General features: G+C 66.2%; 20 protein-coding genes and 3 tRNA genes. 11 read left to right on the plus strand and 12 right to left on the minus strand.

The window, feature by feature from the left end; translation table 11 throughout:
• Nucleotides 1-36: 36 nt before the first annotated feature.
• The 3 genes from DMO17_RS08190 to DMO17_RS08200 form a co-directional block, all read right to left on the minus strand.
• A tRNA-Glu gene (locus DMO17_RS08190) sits at nt 37-112 on the minus strand.
• Between the two features lie 104 nt (nt 113-216).
• Nucleotides 217-292: transfer RNA gene (locus DMO17_RS08195), tRNA-Gly, on the minus strand.
• Nucleotide 293: 1 nt separating this feature from the next.
• Nucleotides 294-369, minus strand: a tRNA-Glu gene (locus tag DMO17_RS08200).
• A 220-nt stretch (nt 370-589) separates the two neighbouring features.
• Here DMO17_RS08200 and DMO17_RS08205 point away from each other — a divergent pair.
• Both DMO17_RS08205 and DMO17_RS08210 read left to right on the plus strand, forming a co-directional pair.
• A complete protein-coding gene (locus DMO17_RS08205; protein WP_110682012.1) occupies nt 590-1,357 on the plus strand; it encodes a hypothetical protein in 768 nt (255 codons plus the stop codon).
• A gap of 21 nt (nt 1,358-1,378) precedes the next feature.
• Nucleotides 1,379-2,041 (plus strand): glutathione S-transferase family protein, encoded by a 663-nt coding sequence (locus DMO17_RS08210; protein ID WP_110682013.1) that lies wholly within the window; start codon nt 1,379-1,381, stop codon nt 2,039-2,041.
• A gap of 141 nt (nt 2,042-2,182) precedes the next feature.
• Here DMO17_RS08210 and DMO17_RS19705 read toward each other — a convergent pair whose 3' ends face one another.
• Nucleotides 2,183-2,338, minus strand: coding sequence for a hypothetical protein (locus DMO17_RS19705; RefSeq protein WP_181418752.1), 156 nt, complete (start codon nt 2,336-2,338; stop codon nt 2,183-2,185).
• Nucleotides 2,339-2,687: 349 nt separating this feature from the next.
• On the opposite strand from DMO17_RS19705, the gene DMO17_RS08215 reads away from it, so the two are divergent.
• Together DMO17_RS08215 and DMO17_RS08220 are read left to right on the plus strand one after the other, a co-directional pair.
• Nucleotides 2,688-2,855, plus strand: coding sequence for a DUF2897 family protein (locus DMO17_RS08215; RefSeq protein WP_110682014.1), 168 nt, complete (start codon nt 2,688-2,690; stop codon nt 2,853-2,855).
• A 21-nt stretch (nt 2,856-2,876) separates the two neighbouring features.
• Entirely contained in the window at nt 2,877-3,638 is a 762-nt protein-coding gene (locus DMO17_RS08220) for a CPBP family intramembrane glutamic endopeptidase (protein WP_110682015.1), read from the plus strand.
• Here the strand turns inward: DMO17_RS08220 and DMO17_RS08225 are convergent.
• The 3 genes from DMO17_RS08225 to DMO17_RS08235 all read right to left on the minus strand — a co-directional run bounded on the left by DMO17_RS08225 (nt 3,589) and on the right by DMO17_RS08235 (nt 6,007).
• The gene (locus tag DMO17_RS08225; protein WP_110682016.1) at nt 3,589-4,410 is read right to left on the minus strand and encodes a substrate-binding domain-containing protein; all 822 of its coding nucleotides are present in this window, start codon (nt 4,408-4,410) and stop codon (nt 3,589-3,591) included. The two genes, DMO17_RS08220 and DMO17_RS08225, sit on opposite strands and share 50 nt — an antisense overlap.
• 75 nt (nt 4,411-4,485) lie before the next feature.
• The gene (locus DMO17_RS08230) at nt 4,486-5,280 is read right to left on the minus strand and encodes a substrate-binding domain-containing protein (RefSeq protein ID WP_110682355.1); all 795 of its coding nucleotides are present in this window, start codon (nt 5,278-5,280) and stop codon (nt 4,486-4,488) included.
• Between the two features lie 103 nt (nt 5,281-5,383).
• Nucleotides 5,384-6,007: a TetR/AcrR family transcriptional regulator gene (locus DMO17_RS08235; RefSeq protein ID WP_181418766.1), complete on the minus strand. Its 624-nt coding sequence runs from the start codon at nt 6,005-6,007 to the stop codon at nt 5,384-5,386.
• A gap of 164 nt (nt 6,008-6,171) precedes the next feature.
• On the opposite strand from DMO17_RS08235, the gene DMO17_RS08240 reads away from it, so the two are divergent.
• From DMO17_RS08240 to DMO17_RS08270, 7 genes are all read left to right on the plus strand, one after another.
• Nucleotides 6,172-7,959 carry an acyclic terpene utilization AtuA family protein gene (locus DMO17_RS08240; protein WP_110682017.1) on the plus strand — a complete coding sequence of 596 codons (1,788 nt, stop codon included), beginning with the start codon at nt 6,172-6,174 and terminating at the stop codon, nt 7,957-7,959.
• A 14-nt stretch (nt 7,960-7,973) separates the two neighbouring features.
• Nucleotides 7,974-8,843: an SDR family oxidoreductase gene (locus DMO17_RS08245; protein WP_110682018.1), complete on the plus strand. Its 870-nt coding sequence runs from the start codon at nt 7,974-7,976 to the stop codon at nt 8,841-8,843.
• 4 nt (nt 8,844-8,847) lie between these two features.
• Complete coding sequence (atuC, locus tag DMO17_RS08250) at nt 8,848-10,464, plus strand: geranyl-CoA carboxylase subunit beta (RefSeq protein ID WP_110682019.1); 1,617 nt, start codon at nt 8,848-8,850, stop codon at nt 10,462-10,464.
• A 20-nt stretch (nt 10,465-10,484) separates the two neighbouring features.
• Nucleotides 10,485-11,642, plus strand: coding sequence for a citronellyl-CoA dehydrogenase (gene atuD, locus DMO17_RS08255; protein ID WP_110682020.1), 1,158 nt, complete (start codon nt 10,485-10,487; stop codon nt 11,640-11,642).
• 10 nt (nt 11,643-11,652) lie between these two features.
• A complete protein-coding gene (locus DMO17_RS08260) occupies nt 11,653-12,450 on the plus strand; it encodes an enoyl-CoA hydratase/isomerase family protein (RefSeq protein ID WP_110682021.1) in 798 nt (265 codons plus the stop codon).
• A 110-nt stretch (nt 12,451-12,560) separates the two neighbouring features.
• Entirely contained in the window at nt 12,561-14,546 is a 1,986-nt protein-coding gene (locus DMO17_RS08265; RefSeq protein WP_110682022.1) for an acetyl/propionyl/methylcrotonyl-CoA carboxylase subunit alpha, read from the plus strand.
• A gap of 144 nt (nt 14,547-14,690) precedes the next feature.
• Complete coding sequence (locus DMO17_RS08270; protein ID WP_110682023.1) at nt 14,691-15,509, plus strand: SDR family oxidoreductase; 819 nt, start codon at nt 14,691-14,693, stop codon at nt 15,507-15,509.
• A gap of 88 nt (nt 15,510-15,597) precedes the next feature.
• On the opposite strand, the gene DMO17_RS08275 is transcribed toward DMO17_RS08270, so the two are convergent.
• From DMO17_RS08275 to DMO17_RS08295, 5 genes are all read right to left on the minus strand, one after another.
• A complete protein-coding gene (locus DMO17_RS08275; RefSeq protein ID WP_146224903.1) occupies nt 15,598-16,131 on the minus strand; it encodes a hypothetical protein in 534 nt (177 codons plus the stop codon).
• A 69-nt stretch (nt 16,132-16,200) separates the two neighbouring features.
• On the minus strand, nt 16,201-18,663 hold the full coding sequence (locus DMO17_RS08280) for an energy-coupling factor transporter transmembrane component T family protein (RefSeq protein ID WP_110682025.1): 2,463 nt from the start codon (nt 18,661-18,663) through the stop codon (nt 16,201-16,203).
• A gap of 52 nt (nt 18,664-18,715) precedes the next feature.
• The gene (locus tag DMO17_RS08285; RefSeq protein WP_110682026.1) at nt 18,716-19,597 is read right to left on the minus strand and encodes a hypothetical protein; all 882 of its coding nucleotides are present in this window, start codon (nt 19,595-19,597) and stop codon (nt 18,716-18,718) included.
• Nucleotides 19,594-20,178: an RNA polymerase sigma factor gene (locus DMO17_RS08290; protein ID WP_110682027.1), complete on the minus strand. Its 585-nt coding sequence runs from the start codon at nt 20,176-20,178 to the stop codon at nt 19,594-19,596. Before DMO17_RS08290 ends, DMO17_RS08285 begins: the two co-directional genes overlap by 4 nt.
• Nucleotides 20,179-21,909 carry a vWA domain-containing protein gene (locus DMO17_RS08295; protein ID WP_110682028.1) on the minus strand — a complete coding sequence of 577 codons (1,731 nt, stop codon included), beginning with the start codon at nt 21,907-21,909 and terminating at the stop codon, nt 20,179-20,181.
• Between the last annotated feature and the right edge of the window lie 45 nt (nt 21,910-21,954).

Genomic DNA, 21,954 nt, shown 5'->3' on the forward strand with positions numbered 1-21,954 from the left:
GCAAGGTCGTGCTCTACCAACTGAGCTATTCCCGCATGGCGTCCCCTAGGGGACTCGAACCCCTGTTACCGCCGTGAAAGGGCGGTGTCCTAGGCCACTAGACGAAGGGGACGTGGCCAGGAGCTTACAACAGCTTCCCGGTGTTGCCGGTCGGTGTTACCACCCACCGTCTAACTCTAATCAAAACGCCGCTACAGGAGCGGCGCCTCGTGAAACTGGAGCGGGAAACGAGACTCGAACTCGCGACCCCGACCTTGGCAAGGTCGTGCTCTACCAACTGAGCTATTCCCGCATGGCGTCCCCTAGGGGACTCGAACCCCTGTTACCGCCGTGAAAGGGCGGTGTCCTAGGCCACTAGACGAAGGGGACGTGGCCAGGAGCTTATAACAGCTTCCCGACTTTCCGCAGCTCGGCTTTCGCCAACACGCTGAAAGTGGCGCGCATTCTATGGAGCCTTTCAGAGAGCGTCAACCCTCAATCAAAACTTTTTCTAAATCAAAGACTTCGGATCATAAATTGATACAGCGCTATGAGCAGCGCGGCCAAGGCACTACACTCGGGGAAAAAGAAGCGTACGGGAGGTTCCAGGGTGTCCCCACTCGTCATCACCGCCTTGATAGTCGCCGGCATAGTGGTGCTGTTCGCCATTGGCTACATCAATCACATGGTGGAGAACAGCAAGCTGGAGAAGGCTCGCCTCAGGGCCGACCTCAACGACCGGGTACGCCGCAGCCGCGATGTTTCCGAGAACATGCCGGGGCAGCTGATGAGCCCCGCCCTCAAGCATCTGCTCAGTCGCTTCGAACTCTATTACGGCGAGCGCCTGCAACCGCTGGACAAGCAGAACGCCAACCTGCGCAACCGCATCGCCGAGCTGCGCGAGCTGGTGGCCAAGAACGACGCCATTCCGGTGCGCAACCCGCCGCAACAGATCATGACCGAGGCCAAGGCCAAGGACATCCGCTTCCTCCTCGAGAACCTGCACGGCCAGATCAATCGCGCCACCCAGGACAAGCTGCTGTCGGCCAACGAGGCCAAGCGCTGGCTGGGCGAGATCCGCCACATGCTGGTGCAACTGCACTTCGAGTTCTTCAGCAACCTCGGCCAGCAGTCCCTGCAGCAAAACCATCCCGGCCAGGCCCGCCTGGCCTTCGAGCGTGGCGTGCAGTACCTGCGCAAGCAGCCCGACCCCGCCCGCTACCAGGCCCAGCTGCAACAGCTGGAGCAGCAGCTGGCACGCGCCAACGCCGTGGTACTGGAGAAGGCACAGCCCAACCCCGATGAATCCAGCGAGCTGACCGAGGGACTCAAGTCCATCGAGGAAGACGACTGGAAGAAAAAGAACATCTACGACTGACCCCTCCCCCGGGAACATCCGATGAGCCTGATCGTCTACGGCGCACCCTTGTCGCCATTCGTGCGCAAGCTGCGCCTGTGCCTGCTGGAGAAGGGGCTGGATTACCAGCTGGAGATCGTCACGCCCTATGGCCAGCCGGACTGGTATCGGGAACTCAATCCGCTGGGACGTATCCCGGCCTTCCGTGACGGCGAGCTGACCCTGGCCGACTCCAGCGTGATCTGCCAGTACCTCGAGGAACGTTATCCGCAGCACCTGCCGCTGTTCGGCAAGGATCCGGCCGAGGCGGCCAGGGTGCGCTGGCTGGAGAAGTACGGCGACTACGAGCTGGCCCCGCTATGCACCTTCGGCGTGTTCCGCAATCGCCTGCTCAAGCCCATGCTCGGCCAGGCCTGCGACGAACAGGCGGTGCAGGGTGTGCTGCATGAAAAGCTGCCGCAGCATTTCGACTACCTGGAGCGGACGCTGGGCCAGGGCGAATTCTTCCTCGGCGAGCAGTTCAGCCAGGCCGACCTGGCCATCTTCACCCAGCTGCTCAACATGGAGCACGGCGGCGAGGCACTGGATGCCGCACGCTGGCCGGCGCTGACTAGCCACTACCAGCGCATCAAGGCGCGCCCATCGGTGCAGAACGTGCTGCCGGGCGAGCTCAAGGTGATCGCCAAGATCGCCGGACAGCGCTGAGCGGGCAAAAAAACGCCGCGTATCCGCGGCGGCAAGTTCGAGTAGCACGTCACCTGAGCAAGCGCCGGGTATGTCTGCCTGGGCGGTTGCTGCAATCTGTCAGGGACGATCTTGCGTCTCCTGCATGACAGTTTGATGACCCTATGCCCCGGGCAACCCATGCGGCGCCGCCAGTCGCGCCATGAGCTGCTCGACCAACTGGTCGGCCGCTTCCTGGGAGGAAAAGGGCACGCTGCACTGCCCCACCCTGACGATCCAGCCGCGATCCGCGGCCTCGCTCATGCCGATATCCATCATCTAAGTAATCGAGCCCTGCGCGCAGCCGTCCGAGACCACCCGACAGCCTGCTACCCCGCTCGCGCTCGCCGGCTTCGCGCGGCGGATCGACTTGGACAGGTAACTGAAGATGCACCACCATCACCGCCTGCAGCTCGGAGTTCCAGCCAGCAGGATGCACATGGCCTGCAGCCCTAGTCCGCGCGCCAGGGCAGGCAGGACGCCCCTACAACTACTCCCGGAAGTGCGAATGGCCGGCATTCAAACAGCCACAGGTTGCCGTTATCTGACAGCGGCCATGCCCGCTCGCCTCGATTGCCTGAGCGGCGTCCGGCGGCTAAGGTGGGCCATTGCCTCGAAGGAGAACGCCATGCCCTGGTACGCCTGGCTGATCATCGTCCTCGCCCTCGGCTCCATCCTCGGCAGCCTGTTGCTGCTGCGTGACAGCGCACGCCGCCTGCCGCTGACCGAGGAGCAGCTCAAGCGCATCCGCCAGCGCAATGCCGAGCAGGATGCCAAGGACGCCGAAGAGCGCTGACACCCCGCACAAGGACGTCGCATGCCACCGCTGCACCTGCGCCTGCTGTTGCCCGCGCTGCCCCTCGGCCTGGGCCTGGCCCTGGGCTTCATCCAGCCCCTGGGGCTGCTATGGATCGCCCTGTTCGCCAGCTGGATCCTCCTGGCGGAAGGCCGCCTGCCGGGCTGGCTGTGGTGGAGTGGCGGCCTGGTCGGCGGCATCGCCCTGGCGGCTCACCTGCTTCCCGGCTTTCAGGCCACACCACTGTGGCCAGCGCGCCAGCTCAGCGCCGACGCCCCGCCCTACGCCCTGCGCCTGGCGTGGGACAAGCTGCTGCTGGGCCTGAGCCTGCTGGCCTGGTGGCTGGGGCGTGAGCCCGACCCGCGCGGCTCTCTGCGGCGGACAGCCCTGGTCGCTCTCGCAACCCTGCTGCTGGTGCCGCTGACCGCTCTGGGGCTGGGAATGGTTGGCTGGCAGCCGAAATGGCCTCAGGAGCTGTGGCTGTGGCTGATGGTCAATCTGGGAGTGGCGGTACTGGCCGAGGAACTGTTGTTCCGCGGCTGGCTGCAGGGGGCTCTGGTAGCACGTCTGGGCGCCGCTGCCGGAATTGGCATCAGCGCCCTGTTGTTCGGCGCTGCCCACATCCCCTTCAGTCCCCTATTCGCCCTGGTAGCGGGGCTGGCCGGGCTGGGCTACGGACTAGCCCTGCACTGCAGCGGGCGCCTGTGGCCGGCGCTGGTGCTGCACGGCGCGGTCAATTTGCTACATCTGTTGCTGCTGAGCTACCCGCTACGTATGGCCTGACCTCGATGCCGTAGGGCGCGAAGATGCGCTCCAGCTCGCCATTCTCGCGCAGCAGCTGCAGGGCCTGGCGGAAGTCTTCGGCACTGATCGGCGCCTGCGGATGAAGAATGGCGTAATGCCGGTAGCGCTGGTCCTCCCACTCCGAGATCAACAGCTGTGCCTTGAGCTGGGGTTGCTCGCGCAGGCGCGCACCGAGCCAGGAACGGGTGATGGGGGCGATATCGGCGCGCCCGCGCAGCACCAGCTTGAGGTTGCTCTCGTGGGAGTAGGTGAGTACTGCGTTGAAGTGCTGCTCCAGCCATTTTGGATCGTTATTGAAACCGGCGAAGCCATAGTGGTAGCCATTGAACAAGGCCATGCGCTTGCCCATCAGCTTGTCGAAGTAATGCTGATCGCGCCCCTGCTCGGCACGGGCGATCAGCACCTCGGCATCTTCCAGACCCATGTCGACTCGAATTCCGGCGATGCCCTGCCAGTTCCAGTCCGGATTCTCGAAGATGGCGATATGGAAGCGCCCCTGACGAAAATCGTCGAAACGCCGAGGCAGGGAGGTGGCACGCAGGGCAAAACGATGCTGCCCCTGCACCTGGTTGAGGGCCATCACCAGCTCGCCAAGCAGACCGCTATTGAGGTTTTCCTCAGGCTTGATCACGTAGGGCGGGAAATGCACCGCAGCGATCAGTACCTCGTCCGCAGCGCTGGCCGCCTGACAGAACAGTGTCGTCAACGCCAGCACCGCAGCGCGCAGCAATCCCTGTCGACACCAATCCATGCTGACCTCGCATCTCTTCCCGTTGCGCAGAGACTAGCCCAGCCTCCGGCTCAGGTAAATGCAACAGAATCTGCGTCAATGCGGCATAGGGTCGGCCAGTTCGACATCAGCCTGTGCCGTCGGCAGCTGGTAGCGCACCAACAGTTCAGGCAATTTGCCACTGGCACGCAGCCCGGAGAGTAGCTCGCCAAGGCTCAGACCATCGATGGGGCCCTCGGGGCGCAGCAGGGCATGGTGGCGGTAAACCTGATCGGTACGCTCGGACACCAGCAGCTGTCGCCCCTCCTCGGGGTTCTGCCGCTGGTACAGGCGCAGGTAGGAGCGCGTCACCACACTGATATCGACGCGATCGTGCAGCAACATCAGCAAGTTGCTGTCATGGGAATAGGTCAGCACCGCGTTGAAATTGCGGATGAGGAAATCCTGGTTGGCGTTGAAGCCGGCAAAGCCATAGTGATAGCCGCTGTACAGGGCCATGCGCTTGCCCCGCAGGCTATCGAAATAGCGCTGATCGCGATCGGGAGCGGCCCGCGTGACGTAGACCTCGGCATCGGCGATCTGCAGGTCCAGCTTGTCCAGGGCTATGTCCTGCCAGCCCCAGTCGGGCGACTCGAAGAAGATCAGATCGTAGCGCGCCTGGGTGAAGTCTCGATAGCGCCGGGTCACCGAGGTCGGCACCAGGCTGAAGTGGTAGTCGTCCTGGGCCTCGTTGAGCGCAACCAGCATCTCTGGTAGCAACCCGCCAGGACTCTGGCTCTCGGGCTTGGTCACATAGGGCGGGAAGTGGTAGGCACCGACCCGCACCAACTGCTCAGCTTGCACGGCAGGCGCGCACAGTGCCAGGGCGAGGGGTAACAGCCAACGGAACATGCGCAACGTTTTCACCTCGGAACGAAGAACAAGCCGCACCTGGCACATCCCTGTCGCCGAGGCCGATCTGAGCCGGCAGTGCTTGCAGCTTAGCCTATCGGCGTCAGCCTTCCTTGATCACCAGGGCCAGAGCCTGCTCGGCCAGCTCGTCGAGGCTCATCTTGCCGCCCGGGCGGAACCAGGTGGTGGTCCAGCTCAACGCGCCGGTGAGGAAGCGCCGCAGGACGAAGGGGTCGGACTGGCACAGTCCGGCCGCCTTCGCCTCGCCCAGTACCTCGAGCCAGATCAGCTCATAGCTGTCACGCAGGCTGAGGATGTAGGCCTGACTTTCCTCGGACAGCGAGCGCCATTCGTAGACCAGCACCCCCATGGCCTCGCCGGTGCCCCCCATGATCGACTGCAGCTCGCAGCGAATCAGCGCCAGCACCCGCTCACGCGGGCCCTGCGCCTCGGCCAGGGCGGCACGCATCAGCGCGGTGTTGTAGAGGATGGTTTCCTCCATCACCGCCTTGAGGATTTCGTCCTTGCTCTTGAAGTGGTGGAAGATGCTGCCGGACTGAATACCCACGGCGCTGGCCAGGTCGCGGACCGTGGTGCGCTCGTAGCCCTTGCTGCGGAACAGGTGGGCGGCGGTCTGCAGCAGCTTGCCACGCGGGCTTTCCGGATCGGTCAGCTCGCCACGCGCCACCAGCGCCTGCATCACCTTCCGGGCTTTCTGTTCGTCCAGGCTCATCACTACCCCACATGAATACTCGTTGCGCCGTGGATGTTAGGGGGCTGCCGGGCAGCCGAGCAAGCGCTTGGGGTAGAAAGTCGCCACAAAGACTTTTCAACCAAGCGCTTGCTTGGTAGTGTTCGCTTCACCCTATTCATGTGTTGCGGACAACTCCAATGACCCAAACCGTACGCATCGGCTGCGCCTCCGCCTTCTGGGGCGACACCTCCACTGCCGCCGCCCAGCTGGTTCACGGCGCCGAACTGGACTACCTGGTGTTCGACTACCTCGCCGAAGTGACCATGTCGATCATGGCCGGCGCGCGCATGAAGAAGCCGGACGAGGGCTATGCCACCGACTTCGTCGAAGTGCTCGCCCCGCTGCTGGGCGAGATCGCGCAGAAGAAGATCCGCGTGATCAGCAACGCCGGCGGCGTCAACCCCACCTCCTGCGCCAAGGACCTGGCCGCGGCCTGCGAGAAGGCCGGGGTCAACCTGAAGATCGCCGTGCTGCATGGCGACAACCTGCAACCCAAGCTGGGCGAGCTGGCCAAGGCCGGCACCACCGAAATGTTCACCGGCGCCCCGCTGCCGCCGATGTGCGTGTCGGTCAATGCCTACCTGGGCGCGCCGGGCATAGTCGCGGCTCTGGAGGCCGGCGCCGATATCGTCATCACTGGCCGCGTGGTCGACAGCGCGGTGGTCAGCGCCGCGCTGGTGCATGAATTCGACTGGGCCTGGAGCGACTACGACAAGCTGGCCCAGGCCGCTCTGGCGGGTCACATCATCGAATGCGGCGCGCAGTGCACCGGCGGTAACTTCACCGACTGGCGCGACGTGCCGGACTACGAACATATTGGCTTCCCGATCGTCGAGGTGCAGGCCGACGGCAGCTTCGTGGTTGCCAAACCCGAAGGCACCGGCGGGCTGATCTCCACCCTGTCGGTCGGCGAGCAGATGCTCTACGAGATCGGCGACCCGCGTGCCTACTACCTGCCCGATGTGGTCTGCGACTTCACCCAGGTGCAACTGACCCAGGTCGGCGCCAACCGCGTCGAGCTGAAAGGCGCCCGCGGCCTGGCGCCGACCGCCCAGTACAAGGTCAGCGCCACCCACCCGGACGGCTTCCGCTGCACCGCCAGCTGCCTGCTGGCCGGCATCGATGCCGTGGCCAAGGCCGAGCGCGTCAGCCAGGCCATCATCAACAAGACCGAAGAGATGTTCGCCGAGCGCGGCTGGGGGCCGTACAAGGAAGTGTGCATCGAGCTGCTGGGCACCGAGGCCACTTATGGACCTCACGCCCAGAGGAAGGACACCCGCGAAGTGGTGGTCAAGCTCGGCGTGCGTCACGCCAAGAAGGAAGCACTGATCCTGTTCTCCCGCGAGATCGCCCAGGCGGCCACCGGCATGGCGCCGGGCCTGACCGGCATCGTCGGCGGGCGCCCCACCGTCTACCCGGTGATCCGCCTGTTCAGCTTCCTGGTCGACAAGAGCGCCTGCGCACTGGAAGTGGAGATCGACGGCGAGCGCCAGCCGGTCACCCTGCCGGAAGTCGCCGTGTTCGACGCCGGCCAGGTCGCCGACGCAGCCGCCCTGCCCACCCCGGCCGGCAACGCCGATGCGACCGTGCCACTGGTCAAGCTCGCCGTCGCCCGCTCCGGCGACAAGGGTAACCACAGCAACATCGGCGTGATGGCCAGAAAACCCGAGTATCTGGCGTGGATCGCGGCTGCGCTCTCCGAAGGCACCGTGGCGCAATGGATGGCGCATGTACTCGACGGCCAGACCGGCAAGGTCAACCGCTGGCACCTGCCGGGCAGCCACAGCCTGAACTTCCTGCTGGAGAACGCCCTGGGCGGTGGTGGTGTCGCCAGCCTGCGCATCGATCCGCAGGGCAAGGCCTTCGCCCAGCAGCTGCTGGAATTCCCGGTTCCGGTGCCGCGTGCACTGGCTGACAGCCTGTAAGGACAACACACACGATGAGTTACGACTCCGTATTCAAGCCCGGCCTGTTCAGCGGCCAAACCATCCTGGTCACCGGCGGCGGCAGCGGCATCGGCCGCTGCGTGGCCCATGAACTGGCCCACCTGGGCGCCCAGGTGGTACTGGTCGGACGCAAGCTGGAGAAGCTGGAAAAGACCTGCGGCGAAATCCTCGAAGACGGCGGCAAGGCCAGCTTCCAGGTCTGCGACATCCGTGACGAGGAAGCGGTCAAGGCCATGGTCAAGGCGGTCATCACCGAACATGGCCCCATCCATCACCTGGTCAACAACGCCGGCGGCCAGTTCCCCGCTCCGCTGATCGGCATCAACCAGAAAGGCTTCGAGACGGTGGTGCGCACCAACCTGGTCGGCGGCTTCCTGGTGGCCAAGGAAGTCTACCTGCAGAGCCTGAGCAAGACCGGCGGCAGCATCGTCAACATGCTCGCCGACATGTGGGGCGGCATGCCCGGCATGGGCCACTCCGGCGCAGCCCGTGCCGGCATGGAGAACTTCACCAAGACCGCCGCCTACGAGTGGGGCCATTCAGGCGTGCGAGTCAATGCCGTGGCGCCGGGCTGGATTGCCTCCAGCGGCATGGATACCTACCCGGAATCCATGAAGAACATGATCCGCAACCTCAAGGATCACGTGCCGCTGCAGCGCATCGGCACCGAGTCGGAGGTGGCCTCGGCCATCGTCTTCCTGCTCACCCCGGGCGCCAACTTCATCAGTGGCAACACCATCCGCATCGACGGCGCCGCCAGCCAGGGCACCCGTGCCTGGACCCTGGGCAAGGCGAAATCCAGCGAGTCCTACAACGGCTTCCACCGGGCCTATCTGCCCGAAGTATTCAAGGATCAGGAGTAACCCCATGCCTGTCATCCAGTCGGAAATCGACGTTCACGGCGAAGGCTTCGCGCAGAACCGCGAGGCCATGCTGGCCGCCATCGCCAGCTTCCGCGATGTGGAACAAAAGGTGCTGGACAAGGCCAATGAGGCCAAGGCCAAGTTCGAGCGCCGCGGCCAGTTGCTGCCGCGCGAGCGCCTGAACCTGCTGCTCGACCCGGGCGCGCCCTTCCTCGAGCTGTCCTCGCTGGCCGGCTACAAGCTGCACGACGACAAGGACGGCAGCATGGCCGGCGGCGGCATCATCGCCGGCATCGGCTATATCGCCGGTGTGCGCAGCCTGGTGATCGCCAACAACAGCGCGATCAAGGGCGGCACCATCTCCCCCACCGGGCTGAAGAAATCCCTGCGCCTGCAGCAGATCGCCTTCGAGAACAAACTGCCGGTGGTGACCCTGGCCGAAAGCGGCGGTGCCAACCTCAACTACGCCGCCGACATCTTTGTCGAAGGCGCGCGCGGCTTTGCCAACCAGGCGCGCATGTCGGCCATGGGCCTGCCGCAGATCACCGTGGTGCACGGCTCCAGCACCGCCGGTGGCGCCTACCAGCCGGGCCTGTCCGATTACGTGGTGGTGGTGCGCGGCAAGGCCAAGATGTTCCTCGCCGGCCCGCCCCTGCTCAAGGCCGCCACCGGTGAAGTGGCCACCGACGAACAGCTGGGCGGCGCCGAGATGCATGCCCAGGTCGCCGGCACCGCCGAATACCTGGCCGAGAACGACGCCGATGGCGTGCGCCTGGCCCGCGAGATCGTCGGCATGCTGCCGTGGAACCAACAACTGCCCGCTCGTGAGAAACGTACCTGGCGCGAGCCGCTGTACCCGGCCGAGGAACTGCTGGGCATAGTCCCGGCCGATGCCAAGAAGCCCTATGACGTGCGCGAGATCATCGCGCGCATCGCCGACGGCTCGGAGTTCCTCGACTTCAAGAACGAGTTCGACAGCCAGACCGTCTGCGGCCACCTGCAGATCGAAGGCCACAGCTGCGGCATCATCGGCAACAACGGCCCGATCACCCCGCGTGGCGCGGCGAAGGCGGCCCAGTTCATCCAGCTGTGCGAGCAGAGCAATACGCCGATCCTGTTCTTCCACAACACCACCGGTTTCATGGTGGGCACGGAGTCCGAGCAGAACGGCGTGATCAAGCACGGCTCGAAGATGATCCAGGCCGTGGCCAATGCCACCGTGCCCAAGCTGACCATAGTCGTTGGCGGCTCCTACGGCGCCGGCAACTACGCCATGTGCGGCCGCGGCCTCGACCCGCGCTTTATCTTCGCCTGGCCCAACAGCAAGACCGCCGTGATGGGCGGCGCGCAGGCCGGCAAGGTGCTGCGCATCGTCACCGAGGAGAAACACCTCAAGGAAGGCAAGGAAGCCGATCCGAAAATGCTCGACATGCTCGAGCAAGTCACTGCGCAGAAACTCGACAGCCAATCCACCGCGCTCTACGGCACCGCCAGCCTGTGGGACGACGGCCTGATCGACCCGCGCGATACCCGCAAGCTGCTGGGCTTTCTGCTCGACATCTGCGCGGAGGCCGCGGTACGGCCGCTCAAATCGTCCACCTTCGGCGTCGCCCGCCTGTAACCCCATTAGGAGCCTGCATCATGATCTTTACCCAGGAACACGAAGAACTGCGCCGCACGGTCAGGAATTTCGTCGAGAAGGAAATCAACCCGCACGTCGACGAATGGGAAAAGGACGGTCGCTTCCCGATCCACGAGATCTTCAAGAAGGCCGGTGATCTGGGTCTGCTGGGCATCTCCAAGCCGGAAAAGTTCGGCGGCATGGGCCTGGACTACAGCTACTCCATCGTCGCCGCCGAAGAGTTCGGCACCATCCGCTGCGGCGGCATCCCGATGTCCATCGGCGTGCAGACCGACATGTGCACCCCGGCCCTGGCCCGCTTCGGCTCCGATGAGCTGCGCGAAGAGTTCCTCAAGCCCGCGATTGCCGGCGACATGGTCGGCTGCATCGGCGTCTCCGAGGTCGGTGCCGGCTCCGACGTGGCCGGCCTGAAGACCACCGCGCGCAAGGACGGCGACGACTACGTGATCAACGGCAGCAAGATGTGGATCACCAACTCCCCGTCGGCCGACTTCATCTGCCTCCTGGCCAACACCAGCGACGACAAGCCGCACGTGAACAAGTCGCTGATCGTGGTGCCGATGAAGACCCCGGGCATCACCGTCAGCCCGCATCTGGACAAGCTCGGCATGCGCAGCTCGGAAACCGCCCAGGTGTTCTTCGACAACGTGCGCGTACCGCAGCGCTACCGCATCGGCCACGAAGGCGCAGGCTTCATGATGCAGATGCTGCAGTTCCAGGAAGAGCGCCTGTTTGGCGCGGCCAACATGATCAAGGGCCTGGAGCACTGCGTGGACAGCACCATCGAGTACTGCAAGCAGCGCCACACCTTCGGCAACCCGCTGATCGACAACCAGGTGATCCACTTCCGCCTGGCCGAACTGCAGACCGAGATCGAATGCCTGCGCGCCCTGGTGTACCAGGCCACCGAGCAGTACGTGAAAGGCCGCGACGTCACCAAGCTGGCCTCCATGGCCAAGCTCAAGGCCGGTCGCCTCGGCCGCGAAGTCTCCGACGCCTGCCTGCAGTACTGGGGCGGCATGGGCTTCATGTGGGACAACCCGGTTTCCCGCGCCTACCGCGATGTGCGCCTGGTCAGCATCGGCGGTGGTGCCGACGAAATCATGCTGGGCATCATCTGCAAGCTGATGGGCATTCTGCCTGGCAAAAAGAAGTAAGGAGCACGTCATGGCCGAGCTGCCGAACTGCGACACCCTGCTGCTCAACCTTGAAGGTGGCGTGCTGCACGTCACCCTCAACCGCCCGGACAGCCGCAACGCCATGAGCCTGGCCATGGTCGAGGAACTGCGCGCTGTGTTGCGTGCCGTGCGCCATGACCAGAGCGTGCGTGCCCTGGTGCTGCGCGGCGCCGGCGGCCATTTCTGCTCCGGTGGCGACATCAAGGACATGGCCTCTGCCCGAGCGAAGGGTGGCGACGCCTACCGCGAGCTGAACCGGGCCTTCGGCAGCCTGCTGGAGGAAGCCCAGTGCGCGCCGCAGGTGCTGGTCGCCGTGCTGGAGGGCGCGGTACTCGGTGGTGGTTTCGGCCTGGCCTGCGTCTCGGACATCGCCATCGCCCACGCCCAGGCCAAGTTCGGCTTGCCGGAAACCAGTTTGGGGATTCTGCCGGCGCAGATCGCGCCCTTCGTGGTGCGGCGCATCGGCCTGACCCAGGCACGCCGCCTGGCCCTGACCGCCGCCCGCTTCGACGGCGCCGAGGCCCTGCGCCTGGGCCTGGTGCACTTCAGCGAAGCCGACGACCAGGCCCTGGTCGACCGCCTCGCCGAGAGCCTGCAGCAGATTCGCCAGTGCGCCCCCGGCGCCAACGCCGCGACCAAGGCGTTGCTGCTGGCCACCGAGACCGAGCACCTCGGCAGCCTGCTCGACCACGCAGCCGGCCAGTTCGCCGAAGCGGTGCTGAGCAGCGAAGGCATGGAGGGCACCATGGCCTTCGTGCAGAAGCGCAAGCCGAAGTGGGTGGAGTGACTCTCCCCTCTCCCATTCATGGGCGAGGGAACAAATCGAAGTAGCCCGGATGCAATCCGGGAACCGACACCCCGGATTGCATCCGGGCTACGACTAGCAGGAGCACGACGATGCCCGCCTTCAACAAGATCCTGATCGCCAACCGCGGTGAAATCGCCTGCCGCGTCATGCGCACCGCCAAGGAACTCGGCTACCGCACCGTGGCGGTGTACTCCGAGGCCGACGCCGGCGCCCGCCACGTACAGGTGGCCGACGAGGCCGTGTGCATCGGCCCGGCGCAGGTCAACCAGTCCTATCTGGTGATCGACAACATCATCAAAGCGGCGCAGAAGACCGGCGCCGACGCCATCCACCCGGGCTACGGCTTCCTCTCCGAGAACGCCGACTTTGCCCGCGCCTGTGAGGCCGCCGGCATCGTCTTCATCGGCCCGACCGTGGAAGCCATCCACCTGATGGGCAGCAAGCGCCTGTCGAAGATCGCCATGCTCGAAGCCGGCGTGCCGTGCATTCCCGGCTACGAAGGCGCGGCTCAGGACGACGACACCCTGGTGCGTGAGGCCGAGCGCATCGGCTATCCGCTGATGATCAAGGCCAGCGCCGGCGGCGGTGGTCGCGGCATGCGCCTGGTGCATCAGGCCAGCGAGCTGCAGGAGCAGATCCGCACTGCCCGCTCGGAAGCGCAGAACGCCTTCGGTTCCGGCGAGCTGATTCTGGAGCGTGCGGTGATCCGTCCGCGTCACGTCGAGATCCAGGTGTTCGGCGACCAGCACGGCCACATCGTCTATCTGGGCGAGCGCGACTGCTCGGTGCAGCGCCGCCACCAGAAGGTGGTTGAAGAAGCGCCCTGCCCGGTGATGACGCCCGATCTGCGTCGCGCCATGGGCGAGGCGGCGGTCAAGGCCGCTGCGCGGGTCAACTATGTCGGCGCCGGCACCGTGGAATTCCTGCTGGATGCCAGCGGCGAGTTCTTCTTCCTGGAAATGAACACCCGCCTGCAGGTGGAGCACCCGGTCACCGAACTGATCACCGGGCAGGACCTGGTGGCCTGGCAGATCCGCGTGGCCGAAGGCCAGCCCCTGCCGCTCAAGCAGGACGAAATCAGCCTCACCGGCCATGCCATGGAAGTGCGTCTGTACGCCGAGGATTCGGCGCACAACTTCCTGCCGCAGACCGGCCGTGTGCTGCGCTGGGAGCCGGAATTGCTGGAAGGCATCCGCATCGACCATGGCCTGGTCGAAGGTCAGGAAGTCACGCCCTTCTACGACCCGATGCTGGCCAAGGTCATCGCCTACGGCGCGACCCGCGAGGACGCCCGGCGCAAGCTGGTTCGCGCCCTGGAAAACTGCGTGCTGCTGGGGGTCAACGGCAACCAGCGATTCCTCGCCAACCTGCTGGCCAACCCCGAGTTCGCCGCCGGCAACGCCACCACGGCCTTCATCGCCGAGCACTTTGCCAGCGACGAAAGCCTGACCCCGCAGGCGCCGGCCGCCAGCGAGCTGGCCATCGCCGCCGCCCTGCTCTATCAGGAATCGGCCAACAGCCGCAGCCACCAGTCCAGCCTGGCTGGCTGGCGCAGTGCCGGCAGCGCGCCCTGGCGCTTCATCCTCAAACAGGGTGAACACAAGCACGTGGTCGAGCTGGAAGTGCTCGGCGATGGCGCCCAGCCGCAGCTGCGCGCCCGCGTGGGTGACAGCCTGGTTGACCTGCGCCTGCTGGCCAGCGATGGCCGCTGGCTGACTCTGGAGCAGGACGGCATCCGCCGCCGCCAGGCCTACCACCACGACGGCGATCGTCTGTGGCTGTTCGGCCACTTCAGCAACCTGGAGCTCACCGACGTGACCCACGAGCCGGCCGGCGGCCAGAACGCCGCCAGCTCCGGCGCGGTGAAGGCACCCATGGACGGCGCCATCGTCGATGTACTGATCGAGGAAGGCGCACGCGTCAGCAAGGGCCAGCTCTTGGTGGTGCTGGAAGCAATGAAGATGGAACACCCGCTCAAGGCCGGCGTGGACGGCGTGGTCCGCCGGGTTGGCGTGAGCAAGGGCGACCAGGTCAAGAACCGCCAGCTGCTGGTGGAAATCGAGGCCGACGCCTGATGCGGCCGTAGCCCGGATGAAATCCGGGGGCCAATCCAACCCGGATTGCATCCGGGCCAAATAAAAACCGTCCCCTCTCCCTCCAGGAGAGGGTTGGGGTGAGGGGCCAACCCGCCCCACCCAACCGACCACAAGAGGCCGATCATGTCCCTTTCCGGCAAGACCCTGTTCATCACCGGCGCCAGCCGCGGCATCGGCCGCGAGATCGCCCTCAAGGCCGCCGCCGACGGCGCCAATATCGTGGTCGCGGCCAAGAGCGCCGAGGCCCACCCGAAGCTACCGGGCACCATCTTCTCGGTGGCCGAGGAAATCGTCGCCGCCGGCGGCAAGGCCCTGCCCCTGCAACTGGACGTGCGCGACGAGGAAGCGGTAAAAGCGGCCATGGCCCAGGCCGCCGAGCACTTCGGCGGCATCGATGCGCTGATCAACAACGCCGGCGCCATCCGCCTCAAGGGCGTCGAGCACCTGGAGCCCAAGCGCTACGACCTGATGTTCCAGATCAACACCCGCGCGGTGATGGTCTGCAGCCAGGCCGCCCTGCCCTACCTGAAGCAATCCCAGGGCCATATCCTCAGCCTGTCGCCGCCGCTCAACCTCGATCCCAAGTGGTTCGCCAGCTACGGGCCCTACACCACCACCAAGTACGGCATGAGCATGCTGACCCTGGGCATGCACGAGGAATTCAGGAAGTACGGCATCAGCGTCAACTCGCTGTGGCCGAGGACGGTGATCGCCACCGCCGCCATCGAGTTCGAGGCCGGCGGGCCCGCCGTGATGAAGGCCGCGCGCCTGCCGGCGATCATGGCCGATGCCGCCTACGCCATCCTCGCCAGCAGCGGACGGAGCATCAGCGGCCGCCTGCTGATCGATGAGGAGATTCTGCGTGAGCAGGGCCAGACGGACTTCGAACAGTACCGCTATGACCCGGCCGGCAAGCTTATGACCGACCTGTTCGTCGACTGAGGCGCGACTCGGCAGGCACCGGCCACCACGCCGGGCTGGTGCCTGCCGGCGCCGCTCTCGGCGGCGCAATAGCTGCCGCCACGACGCGCTAGTTGCGGAACTCGATCTGCAGCTCCGCCCCTTCCACCGAATCCCAGTAGTCATCCACCCGGTCATTGGTGATCAGCCGGCCGTTGAGCTGATAGGGACCGGGCTCGGCCGGTTTCTCCACGAACAGCGGCGGCAACAGCGGCTCGCGCTCGGGCTGCTCCAGCGGAGCCCCCAGCTCCAGGCGCTGTACCAGTTCATCCGGCAGGCGCAGATCGAGCTTGTCCGCTGGCAGGGGCTCGACCTTAGGTGCGGGCTCCTGTGCAGCCTTGGGCAGTACGCGAGCCGCCTCTGGCGCCTTGTCCGGTGGTGCGGCACGTACTCGGGCGTCTTGCCGGGGTGGTGCGGGCGGTTGCTCCGGCTTGGCCTCGACGGTGCGCTCTACCTCGACTGGCTGAGCGGGCACCTTGGGTTGCTCCACGGCAGGAGCGGCAGGTTCTGCCGCCGGGGTCGGCTCGGGCGGCGCCGGCGCCTGGTCACAGGCCGCCAGCAGGGTGACGACCAGGCCCAGGGCCATCGGGCGAATAAGTTTCATGATCAGCAGGTTTGCCTGAAGAATGCCTTCATGCTCGCCCCAGACCCGCGATCTGGCAAGCCGCAGGCTTTACCTCATGTTGCACCAGGCCTGCAGATGCCGGCGATCCAGGCCCTGCCACTGTTCGGCACGCGCCAGTTCCGCGGCCGGCATCCAGAGCTCGCCACAGGGCTGCAGCGCGACCGTGGGCAGAGCCAGCAGCGCCTCCAGCGGCTGGCGGCAAGCCTGCCATTCGGCGGCGGAATCTTCATGCTCCCAGTCGGTGGGCAGGACCCGCCACTCGAGACCATGGGCGTCGAAACGCTGGAAATGCGGCATGCAGCCGAGGTGTTGCTCGCCCTGGCGCAAGGTGCGTGCGTGCATATCGAGCAGCAGCAGGTACCAGAGGTCGGTGTCGGCCCGCTCGCTAGCCTGCATACGAGGCACATGGCGGGTCAGCGCCAGATAGCGGCCATCGGCTGACCAGATCAGCGCGGGGCCGACATCGGCCAGGCCCATCCCCGAGGCGGTTAGCAGACAGCCATCGCCGCGCGGGTGGCGCTCACGCGGGTAGCCGTCGCGATACTCGCTCTGCGCCCCGAACAGCCAGGCGGCATCCCGCCCACCGGGCGCCGGCAGGATGAAGTCACCGTCGGCATTGGCCACCTGCGGACGCTCCACCAGGCGCCAGCCTGGCAGCGCCTGCAGACCGTCCGCAGCGACGCGCAGCGCGAGGCGGCGCTGATACAGCCGCGAGTGCTCGTCTCGCTCGACGAAGCCTGCCGCCTGCTCGGCCGCCGGCGCTGCCCGGTCATAACGATGCAGGGCCGTGTCCCGCTCGTCGCGCCCCAGCCGACCGACGATGCAGGCCAGGCTCAGTACGCCCGCACGGAAGTCCAGCAGTCCGGCGATCAGCGGACGCTGCGCGAACTCCAGCAGGACACGCCGCTGCAGATCCGCGACGCAGAGCCTGTGCGGCACCGCCGGCGCCTCGGCAAACGCGATCAAGGCCAGGTAGCGACCGCAGTCGGACACCCGATGATCAAGCAGCCACTCACCCTCCAGCTGCCAGTCGCCGATTCGACAGGCATAGGCGCCCAGGCGACCATCGCGGCTGTCGCGCCGCCACTCGAAGCGCGGCGACTCACCGCCCGTCATCGCCTCGCCGAGCACAGCGCCCTCGCCACGCACGCCCTTGGCCTCCAGCGGCAGGACGCGGGTCAACCCGGCGCCCTGCTGCTCACCGAGCAGCAGGCGTCCTTCTGGGTCATGACCAATGACGGTTTCAACTTCACCGTAGTAATGCTGCAGCTGGTAACCGAAGCCAAGGTGGTCGAGCTGCGCCGTCGCCAGGCGCCCCTGCAGATGCAGCTCCGTCTGGGTCAGCGCGCAGGGCTCATCCCAGAGCAGCCCCGGCTCCGTCTCGGCGGTCACCCAGGGCTCGGGCAACTCGCGCCAGCCCTGCCCGGCCTGCCAGAGCCAGAGTGTCTTCGGCCAGGCGCGGCCGATACGGCAGACCAGGGCCTGGCCATCGTCGCGCCACAGCGGCAGCTCGTCAGCCGCCAGCAGCAGGTCGCTGGGTTCGCCATCGATCTCCAGACGCAGTGCCGGGTAGCGCAGCGGCTGCAGCGGGTCCTCCAGCTCGCGGAGGGTTTCCGGCAGGTACGGCACGCCACGCAGGCGATGCGCCGCGGCCGGCGCAGGGAAATCGCGCCCGTCCAGCTCCACCGACCAGCCCGGCTCCAGCCACAGGTCACGCATCGCCACCAGGTCGACGCCCTCGCTCTGCGCCAGCAGCTCGGCCAGCGACATGCGATAAGCCTGGTTGCACACCAGCGGGCTGTGCCGACCGCCGATGGCCTCGTCGCTGAACTCGTCGATCTCCCAAAATTCGCCGATCTCGGCATTGCGATACACGCGTCGCTGCTGGCGGTCGAGAATCAACAGGCCCCAGCGCTCGCGGCTCGGCAGCGGCGCGGCGAAGTAGCGGCCGCTGGCGGAAAAGCGTACCGAAGCACCGAGGCCCTCGAGCAGCACGCCATCGGGGAACAGGTAGCTGCCGTAGGTCGGCCCGCCCATGGCGATCTCACCCCAGGCAAAGGTGCGGATGGTCTCGCCTTCCGGAGTCTGCAGATCACCTCCACCCCAGGCGCTGGAGCCGCTCGACGTGGCGATTTCGGCTATTTGTGGCTTGGCCTTGGCCAGGCCGAGACGCTTCTCGTAGCTGGCCACCAGCGCCAGCCCGAACAACAGCAGCAGCGCGCAAAGCGGCACCGCCCACCAGGCCGACAGCCAGGCGAACAGAGAGAAACTCAGACCGATCACCGCAGCGGTCAGCAGCCAGCTCAGGACCGCAGCCACGCGGCGCCAGCCCAGCCGGGCGCACAGCCCGGTGAGCAGCGCGAACGTTGCCACCAGAGCCAGCGCCGCCCAGGGCGCGAGCATGGCCACGGCGACAATGGGCAGCACCAGCTTGACCAGCTCCCAGAGCAGCTTGATCACGAGCTTGCCCAGCGACTCTGCGGCTGCTTCCGGGGTTTCCATATTGGCCATGGCGCGGCTCCCTGCGCGGTTGAGGGCGGCATTCTACCGCCCTGCACCATGCCTAGCGGGAACTGGCCGGCTTTTCTGCCTCGCGTTGCAGGCGATTGAGCTCCGACTCCAGATCCCGCTGCGGGAACTCCTGTTTCAGCGCGGCCAGCAGCCTGTCCGCCTCGGCCTGCTTACCCTCGCGCCGCAGCTGCAGCAGGGTACGCAAATGCAGCTCCAGTGGCGGCGCCTCAGGCACGGCGGAATGCCCCAGGGTTTCGGCCAACTGATCCTCGTTAAGCGTCTCTTGCAGCACCTTGGGCGATGCCTCTGCCTGGAGCTTTTCTGGAGCCTCACTGCTTCTGGCTGCGGCCTGGGCCTTCTGCTTGAGCATGGCAGTCGGCTGAGCCTGATCATGAGCCACATCCGCCTCGACCGACCCTGCAGAATCAGCCAGCGCTCCAGCCGGCGCTGCGGCCTGCGGCGTGGGCGGCGCTATCGATCTTGGCGCGGCGTTGGCCGCCGGCGAGACGGCAAAAGAAGTCGAGCCTGCGCTCGAGCGCTGCGCCTGTTCGGCCTTCTTGTACTCAGGCTCCGCGCTCTGCTTGCGCGCTTCCATGACCGGAGCCATTTCCTGCAGTGCCGGGGCAGAGGCCGGCGCCGGCGCGTCGTAGGTTTGCGGCAACTGATCGCGGGTGTGCAGCGCCAGGTTGAGACCAATACCGACGACGGCCAGGCCGGCCACGGCCACCGACCAGCGGGTGCGGCTGCCGGCGCCGAACAACCAGGCATGCAGGCGTTGGACAGGATTCGGCCGGGGTGCCGGCGGGCTCACGGCCTGGCGCGCGGCATCAAGGATCAGCGCATCCACGGCGGCGGAAGGCTCGCCCTGGCTGTGCTGGCGGAAATGCTCCAGCAGCTCGCGCTCCTGCTGCAGATCGTGGGGTTGTTGGCTCATGCGGATACCTCCTCGGCCGAAGCCGGATCGGCCAGCAGCCGACGCAACTTGTTCAACGCATAACGCAGGCGGCTCTTCACGGTTTCCGCCGGGGTTCGGGTCAGTTCGGCGATCTCCGCCAGCTCCAGGTCGCCATGGGCGCGCAGCAGGAACACTTCGCGCTGCTCCTCGGGCAGGTCGGCCAGGGCCGCCTGCAGGCGCTCCTGGTCGCGGCTGAGCAGCAGCTGCTGCTCGGGACCGGGGCCCGGGTCGGCACTGGCGTGCTGCGCCTCATCGTACTCAGCGAGCTTTCCCTGGTGGCGACCGCTTTTGCGCCAGTGGTCGATCAGGCGATTGCGCGCGATCTGGTACAGCCAGGTCTTGAACAGCACCGCTTCGCGCTGCTCGCTGGCGCTGCGGATCAGGCTCATCCAGGTTTCCTGGAACACCTCCTCGGCCAGCGCATGGTCGCCGCACAGGCCAAGGAGGAAACGGAACAGGCCGAGGCGGTGGCGCTCGTAAAGCTGGGTGAACGCGGCCGCCTCGCCGTTGCGATAACGCCGCAGCAGCGCGGCGTCATCGTCTCTCATGGGTTGGTTCAATTAGTCGGCCCTGACTTGAACGTTTTGCGGAGTTTGCAGGCTCTGCGCCAGTTCCACCAGCTGCACGAACTCACCGCGCAGGCTGAACGGATCCTCGCCCTTGGCGCCGCGTGCCAGCTTAGCGCTGTCGGCCAGGGAGAAGTCGCCGGTGTACTTGGCATCCCCGAGCTGCTGGGCGAAGGCGGCCACCGCCGCGGCGAAGCGCAGGTCTTCGCTGGCCTGGTTGATCGGCGTGGCCTCGCCTTTGGCGATCGGCCGCTCGACCAGCTTGCTGGCGCCGCCCTCTGGCGCCTTGTAGCGCAGGCGCAGCCAGGCGATCTCGCCGGCCTTGCCCTGCTGCTCCTTGGCCTGGGCATAGCGCAGCGGCTCCAGCCAGCCCTTGGCGCCCACCGGCACCACTTCGTAGAGCGCCGTGACGGTATGCCCGGCGCCGATCTCGCCGGCATCGACCTTGTCGTTGCTGAAGTCCTCGCGCTTCAGCGCGCGGTTCTCGTAGCCCAGCAGGCGGTATTCGCTGACCTCGGCCGGGTTGAACTCGACCTGGATCTTCACGTCCTTGGCCACCACGGCCAGGGTCGAGCTGAGCTGGTCGACCAGCACTTTGCGCGCCTCGCGCAGGTTGTCGATGTAGGCGTAGTTGCCGTCACCGGCATCGGCCAGCTGCTCCATCAGCTGTTCGTTGTAGTTGTCGGTGCCGAAGCCAAGGGTGGTCAGCGACACACCGCTCTTGCGCTTGTCGGCAGCCAGCTGCTTGAGCGTCTCGAAGTCGCTGATACCGACATTGAAGTCGCCATCGGTGGCCAGCAGGATGCGGTTGATGCCGTCCTTGAGCAGGCCTTTCTGCGCTTCCTGGTAGGCCAGCTGGATACCCGATTCGCCGGCGGTGGAGCCGCCCGCGCTGAGCTGGTCGATGGCCGCGCGGATTCTGGCCTTGTCGCTACCGGCGGTGGATTCCAGCACCACGCTGGCATTGCCGGCATAGGTAACCAGGGCCACGCGATCCTGCGGGCGCAGCTGATCGACCAGCAGCTTGAGGGTGCTCTGCACCATCGGCAGGCCCTCGCGACGGTCCATGGAGCCGGACACGTCGACCAGGAACACCAGGTTGGCCGGCGGCAGCTCGGCGGCGCTCAGCTCAGTGGCCTTGATCGCCACGCGCAGCAGACGGGTTTCGGGGTTCCATGGAGTGGTCGCCAGCTCGGTGGCGACGCTGAACGGCACGTCGCCCTCAGGCTTGGGATAGGCGTAAGGGAAGTAGTTGACCAGCTCCTCCAGGCGCACCGCGTCCTTGGGCGGCAGGCTTCCATCGTTGAGGAAACGGCGCACGTTGGCGTAGGCGCCAGTATCGACGTCGATGCTGAAAGTCGATACCGGCTGCTGGGCAACGGCCTGCACCGGGCTGCTCTCGATCTTCTGGTACTGCTCGCGGTAGACGTCCTGGTAGCCGAAGGCAGCGCTGTCGGCCAGCGGCGCCGCCGGGGCGATCATCGGCATAAGCTGTGGTACAGCCTTGCGGGCTTCCATCGATCCCGCCGCGCCCGAGGGCTGAGCATAGGAGGCGTTGGCATCCACCTCCTCGCGCAGCACTTCCTGCTTGGCCTCGGGCTCGGCCAGCTGTGGCGGCGCAGCACGGCTGGCCGATTCATCGTGGGAGGCGCTGCAGGCGGCCAGGGCCAGCGCCAAGGTGGCGCCGAAGCTGGCGAGCAGGGGTTGGGGGGCGATGCTGGACATGGCGGGGTCTCCTCGGGCGAAAAGTCCATTCGCCCGGGTAGACGG

This window comes from Aquipseudomonas alcaligenes (genome assembly GCF_003205495.1).
GTDB classification, from domain to species: Bacteria; Pseudomonadota; Gammaproteobacteria; order Pseudomonadales; family Pseudomonadaceae; genus Aquipseudomonas; species Aquipseudomonas alcaligenes_B.